Consider the following 5789-nt stretch of genomic DNA (forward strand, 5'->3'; position numbering starts at 1 on the left):
CGAACCATCCTCGCCGGGCGGCGTGCCGACCGCGATCATCTGGATTTCGCCGTGCCTGACGGCAGCGGCGGCATCAGTGGTGAACTTGATACGACCGGCGGCGTGGTTTTCCTTGACGAGGCTCTCAAGGCCTGGCTCGAAAATCGGGACGAAGCCCTGGTTGAGCCGTTCCACCTTGCTTGCGTCGATGTCGACGCAAACAACCTGGTGGCCAACCTCGGCAAGCACCGCCGCCTGCACGAGGCCGACATAGCCAATTCCAAACACCGTCAAGTTCATTCGGTTTCGTTCGACGTTGTGTGCATTGGGTGACCGCCTTTCGCATCCGATAGTCCGGCGGCGAACAGACCGACGACGGCGGCAGGTCCGGCAACTGAAACTGCTCTAAACATGACTTTCCTTCCTCGCTAGTGACAGCAGGCAAACACATTATCGCTAATAAAGCTAATACTAATGTTGCACGCGCGGCAGTTACTCAGAAAACGTTGCCTGTTTGGCGGAGCTGTTGTGGCAAACAACGCTGCCGATCCAGGCATTGCGAGGCTTGGTCGGGAGCTGCAAGCCGAACTTCATCTCGAAACGCGCATCGAGAGGTAAGGCGGGGATGGTCAGCGACAGTGGCGCCCTTGCGCGACGATCAAATGCAAACCCAGGCCGGTGATGCCGTTTTGAGCGCCTTTAACACACTCACGCCAAAAGCAATGTCGTGAGTTCCCGGATAACCCCTCTGTCGCAGGAACGGGATTGTCCCAATGGCGCCTTTGGAAGCGCGACTTGCTCGGTCTGCGTGAGATTATGGCGCAGAAAGGCCTATCAAAAAAGGCTTGTCGACCATGGATGACCTGCGGACGGCTTCTTCAAGCGATCGGCCTAACAAAGCACAGAATTCCTCGCGAGTTGTTCGCATGGCCTGCGGGCGACTTTCTTCGCTCCCATTTCTGAAGGGTACAGGAGCGGAAGCCCGAGCGCGACCCGGCCGATCAACGTGCGCCAGCCCTGCCAAAAGCTCACACGAGTATATCCGGGTTTGATGAGATCACACTTCGTGAGCTCCCGCTGGCCGGCCGAGCTTGTTGCGACGCGGGCCTGGCTGTGGCAAGACCCGTTTGCGATATTGGTCAACGGTGCCAGCCTGTTCGAAGAAGATGGGGCCTGCGCAAGTTTCCAAATGGATCTGCATGACTCCAGTGGCGCTCGCGATTGATCTTGCGCATCCCACTTTGGACAAGCTGTATGCGCTGCCAGGACAGAATTTCCTTGCCTGTAAACTGAACGACTAGATCGTCCCTGACTGGCCAGAACGACAACGCCGGTCTTCTTCCGTTAAGATCCAAAGAGACGTGGACTGTCGAGAAAAATGCACTATGTGTCTTGGCGGCGGGGTGAGCAGATCAAATTCGTCAATTCCATCAGATACAGTAAGAGGCAATATATATGACCACGACCCCCGAACGCGACGGCCATCTGGAAACGGTGTCGATAGCGGCCGACATCGTCGCCGCCTATGTGTCGAACAATCCCGTGCCAGCGGGTGAATTGCCGAAGTTGATCGGCGATATCCATGCCGCTTTGAAAGCGATCGGGACGCCGGCACCGGAACCCGTCATCAAGCAGGAACCCGCAGTATCGGTAAGAAAGTCGGTGACGCCAGATTTCATCATCTGCCTGGAAGATGGGAAGAAGTTCAAATCTCTGAAGCGGCATATTGGGGTTCACTACGATCTGAGCCCTGAGCAATACCGACAGAAGTGGGACTTGCCAGCCGACTATCCGATGGTCGCTCCGAACTATGCGGCCACGCGCTCGGCCCTCGCGAAATCAATCGGGCTTGGACGCAAAGTCGCTGCAACCGCACCTGTCGCTACAGGAAAACGAAAGCCAGTTCTTCGCGCGGCTGCAGCGAGCACCGCCGCGGCGTCAATCAAGTCTCCGGCGAGGAAGGCACAAAAGGCATCCGCAAAAGCCTAGCGGAGTGGGCGCTAAGTGTTGAAGCGCCGTGGCTGAAGGTGGCGAGGCCTCGCCTGTTCGTGGGGCCTCCTGTTGCGTGGCGTTGATTTTTCGGCGCTCGGACTCCGAGAGGGTCGCCTTTAGCTCCACCAGAACCGCCAAGGGCAGCAAACGATGTTTTCGCGGTCTATTAATGGATCAGTCACCGAGACGTCGCCTTCGATTTCTCTTTTCAGCGCCCTTGCGGAGGTCTGGTGGCTAAGTCAGGGTAGAGTCAGAAAGTTGGTGGCGCCGCAGCGATTTAGCTTCCCGTTGTTCACAGTCTGTAGTGTCCGGGGAACACAATGTCCTGGTCGACCAGGATGTTGAACTTGTAGCCGGGACGGATTTCGAGTGTCGGCTGGACATCGATGTTCTTTGATATTGTCTGCTCGGCAACCCGCCCGAAGGTTTCCGCGAATGATCGCCGTGCGGAATTTTCAGCGCTGTTTTCTGAGCCAACTCTGTTGCTATCTTCAGGGATGGCCATGTCGACGCCAGCGCCAATCGCGGCGACCAAAATCGCGGATCCGAAAATCCTGAAATAGTGATTGTTTACTTTGTCCTTGAAGCCGCCATAGCCTTGCGCATCCGTGCCGGCCATGCCGCCGATTTGCAAGGTGGCGCCATTCGGGAAGATGATGTCGGTCCAGACGACGAGAACGCGCCGTTGGCCGAACGTTACGCTTGAGTCATACCTGCCAAAGAGCTTAGCGCTCTGTGGGATGAGCAACCGATGACCCGTGGCGCTGTCATAGACGTTTTGAGAGACTTGCGCGGAGATGCGGCCGGGAAGATCGGAATTCACGCCGGTGATTAAGGTCGCCGGGATAACCGATCCCCGCTTGAGTTCGTACGGCGAGAACTGTGGAGCGACCTGGTTGGGGAGGTAGCCGAGGTCCTTGATGTCCTGATTGAAGAAGTCAGCTTTTGCGCCCTGCCCGCCGATGTCACCTCCCGTCTGGCCTGCGAGACCGGCACGCATCGCCGCGGCGTAGAGATCCGCGGCCGCTGGTTGGGACGGGTTGGGGTTAGCGGCGGTGCTCTGCCCTCCGTCCTGTTGGCTTTGGTCGCCGAGACCGATTGCAATCGGAGCGTCGTAAGCTGCATCGTTTGCCTGAAGCCGGGCCATGTGTTGTCGATGGCGCTCACGCAGATACTGCTCGTCTTGTTCACGCTTGAGGCGCGCGCGCCATACCTGCTCCGGCTCTATGGGTGGCTCCAGCGCCGCGTCGGGCTCACCTGTCTTGGGTGCGGGCTTGAATGGATTGGCCGGAGCTGGAGTGACGGCAGCCGGCGCGGGCGATGGTCGAATGACGAGGGGTTCGACCGGCGCCTCAATGACGCCGTCCGACACGCCTCGCTTGAGCTGGTCGGCGAAGTCGCGTGCCGGTGGAGAGTTGGACGACGAGCCGATCCCTCCCTCGCCGCGAAAATACAGGCCGCGCTGCGAGAGCCCATAGATGATGACGCCGAAGAACAGGATGGCGAGCAAAATCGCAGCGACGACCGGCAACCGGTTGAGGCGTCGAATGCGAGGAGCGCCGTCATCGCCGCCAAGCGGTTTGGGTGAGATATCCAACGAAGACATATTTGCCCCCTCAGCTGCGCTGCATGATGGAGAGCGGGCTCGACGGGGCGGCGCCCGTGCTCGTGAAAGTATAGGCTCGGCCGAGATCGACGGTCGACGTCGACAGACGGGCGAGCAAGCTGCCTTCGAAACTGTCGATCACATAGGCGATGTGAATACGCTTGCCGCCGTCGGCTTGTTGATCCGGCGTTGCCACGGCATAGCCCCAGCCTTTCAGGGAAGTCGCCAGGGCCTCGCCGAAAGTCGAGCCGTCGGATTTCAGAACGACCGTTCCGGAGCCAGGCACGACAATCTCGGCAAGCTTGCTCACCATGTCCCCGGCGATTGCTTTCGCAGTCGCTGAAGAAAGCTCCGCCTTGGCGGCACTTGTGGTGGGACCACTCTCGCCCGTCATCTGGCAAGCGCCGATACCGGCGCAAATCAGGGCGACCGTCGCAATCCGGACGAGCGATATGAAAGACCTCGTCATTCGAAAACTGGCCATGGTCACCCTCCCCTCTTGATGGTGATCTTCTCCTGTTTCCAGCCAACGCCGGAAACGAGAACAGCGCGGTCGACCATGTAGTCGACGATCATCATCGTGCCCTTTACCCGGTAGTTGACTATCCGGTTGTCACCTCCCGAAACGACAAAGAGGACGGGCGCGTCTTGGCCGGCAAAGGAAGACGGGAACTGGATGTATGTCTTTGTTCCGTCGGAATAGACCCTGGTTGGCTTCCAGCGTGCCTGGCCGCTCGTGCGATAGCCAAAATTTAGGTTTTCTGCTGGAACGCCGGCACCAGGAATGGCGCTTGCCTCGATTCGTGCGGTGATCTCGGCCAGTTTCTGGTTGACCTCCTCCGGATACTCGAACCCGACGCGTGCCATGTACTGCGTCTGGTGCGATTTGAGCTGGACATGATAGGTCCGCCGCGACGTCGTCACGACCATCGAGGACACCAGGTCGGGTTCGGAAGGCTTCACGATCAGGTGTACCGCCTGACCGCCTACCGCGCCTGATGTTGCCGGCTCGACCTTCCAGCGCACGGTATCGCCGACAAGGACATCGCGAACGACCTCCCCGGCCTGAAGCTCTATGTCACACACCTGGAGCGGCGAGCAGACGACCGATGGCTGCACTTCGCCATAGAGAAAGACCACCTTGCCATCGGCGCCTTTGGTGACAAGTCCTGGCGATCCGCGCCATTTTCCCGAAATGCTGGTGCCCTTCGCCTCGTTGGCGTTCATTTCCTGTGCCCACGAGTGCATCGCCCAAGTCGATGACACTGCAAGCATTCCAACGCAGGCGCCCGCTCTTACGGATGATGGGATCATGGTGTCAAACCTCGCGGACTTCATAGTTGGGCGGTCCAATCGAAGTCGCGGAGATACAATCCGATTGGGTTCAGGCGGATGATTTCCTCATCCTGCGGTGGGGTCAGCGTGACGGTGGCAATGCCCCGAAAACGGCGGGTCGCCGTCTCCTTGCCTTTCCGGTCACGCTCGAATTCCGTCCAGTCGATCTGGTAGCTCTGGTTGGACAGGGCGACCACGTTGTTCACCTCGATGGCTACTGTCGCGGTCTTGGCTTTCTCGAATGGTGAATTGCCCCGAAACCAGCTGTTGATTTTCTCGGTGGCAGGATCCGACTTTCGGAGTAGCGCGTAGGTGCGGTCGATGTATTGCTTCTGGACGACCGCGTCCGGAGTGATCGACCGAAAGGATGTGATGAAGCCGCCGAGGGCTGCGCGCACAACCCGGGGATCGGCATACTCAATCTGCTGGGGAAAGCCGACGATGGCGGCGACGCCTAATTTGTCGACTTCGACGATGTAGGGCACCAGCTTCACCTGGGTGCTCTGATAGAGCGCGTAGGAGAAGCCGATCACCGCCATGGTCATGCCGGTGATGCCAACGATGCGCCAGGCACTCGCCGCCTTCACATAGTGTTGATTTTCGCTGAGAACTGACCCGGCATTTCCACCGAGATTTGACCCGCCTTTCATGTATGTTTCGGTTCGGGGTTGAGGGTCAAGGTTCTGGTTTTCTCCTTCGCTTTTTTGGGTTCGTGGGCAGAGCTGTTCTTGAAGCGGAAGCTGTCATTTCCGGTTTCAAGGATGTGGCAATGATGCGTCAGCCTGTCGAGAAGCGCGGTCGTCATCTTGGCATCGCCGAAGACACTCGCCCACTCGCTGAAGCTGAGGTTTGTGGTGATGATGACGCTGGTGCGTTC

The 5789-nt window shown here is 58.6% G+C and carries 6 protein-coding genes and 1 pseudogene; 1 reads left to right on the forward strand and 6 read right to left on the reverse strand.

Annotated elements, in window-relative coordinates:
• The coding region (locus A3A9_RS40825) for a 3-hydroxyacyl-CoA dehydrogenase NAD-binding domain-containing protein (protein WP_033839174.1) at nt 1-279 on the reverse strand (279 nt) is incomplete at its 3' end.
• Nucleotides 280-1434: 1155 nt separating this feature from the next.
• On the opposite strand from A3A9_RS40825, the gene A3A9_RS40830 reads away from it, so the two are divergent.
• A complete protein-coding gene (locus tag A3A9_RS40830; protein WP_063827836.1) occupies nt 1435-1968 on the forward strand; it encodes a MucR family transcriptional regulator in 534 nt (177 codons plus the stop codon).
• 295 nt (nt 1969-2263) lie between these two features.
• On the opposite strand, the gene trbI is transcribed toward A3A9_RS40830, so the two are convergent.
• From trbI to A3A9_RS0136320, 5 genes and pseudogenes are all read right to left on the reverse strand, one after another.
• Entirely contained in the window at nt 2264-3577 is a 1314-nt protein-coding gene (gene trbI, locus A3A9_RS0136300) for an IncP-type conjugal transfer protein TrbI (RefSeq protein WP_027062813.1), read from the reverse strand.
• A 10-nt stretch (nt 3578-3587) separates the two neighbouring features.
• The gene (trbH, locus tag A3A9_RS0136305; RefSeq protein ID WP_027062814.1) at nt 3588-4061 is read right to left on the reverse strand and encodes a conjugal transfer protein TrbH; all 474 of its coding nucleotides are present in this window, start codon (nt 4059-4061) and stop codon (nt 3588-3590) included.
• 2 nt (nt 4062-4063) lie between these two features.
• The gene (gene trbG, locus A3A9_RS0136310; RefSeq protein WP_245279228.1) at nt 4064-4852 is read right to left on the reverse strand and encodes a P-type conjugative transfer protein TrbG; all 789 of its coding nucleotides are present in this window, start codon (nt 4850-4852) and stop codon (nt 4064-4066) included.
• A gap of 59 nt (nt 4853-4911) precedes the next feature.
• Nucleotides 4912-5502, reverse strand: a pseudogene (gene trbF, locus A3A9_RS40835) (conjugal transfer protein TrbF); the annotation flags it as partial.
• A gap of 56 nt (nt 5503-5558) precedes the next feature.
• On the reverse strand, nt 5559-5789 hold a 231-nt coding region (locus A3A9_RS0136320), incomplete at its 5' end, for an ATP-binding protein (RefSeq protein ID WP_027062816.1).

Origin of the sequence: Mesorhizobium loti CJ3sym (assembly GCF_000472785.1) — a bacterium.
GTDB classification, from domain to species: domain Bacteria; phylum Pseudomonadota; class Alphaproteobacteria; order Rhizobiales; family Rhizobiaceae; genus Mesorhizobium; species Mesorhizobium loti_E.

Excerpts from the sequence above, each read along its gene's own strand:
- trbG (WP_245279228.1), bottom strand. The coding sequence starts at position 4,852 with ATGCTTGCAGTGTCATCGACTTGGGCGATGCACTCGTGGGCACAGGAA.
- trbI (WP_027062813.1), bottom strand. The coding sequence starts at position 3,577 with ATGTCTTCGTTGGATATCTCACCCAAACCGCTTGGCGGCGATGACGGC.
- trbH (WP_027062814.1), bottom strand. The coding sequence starts at position 4,061 with ATGGCCAGTTTTCGAATGACGAGGTCTTTCATATCGCTCGTCCGGATT.
- A3A9_RS40830 (WP_063827836.1), top strand. The coding sequence starts at position 1,435 with ATGACCACGACCCCCGAACGCGACGGCCATCTGGAAACGGTGTCGATA.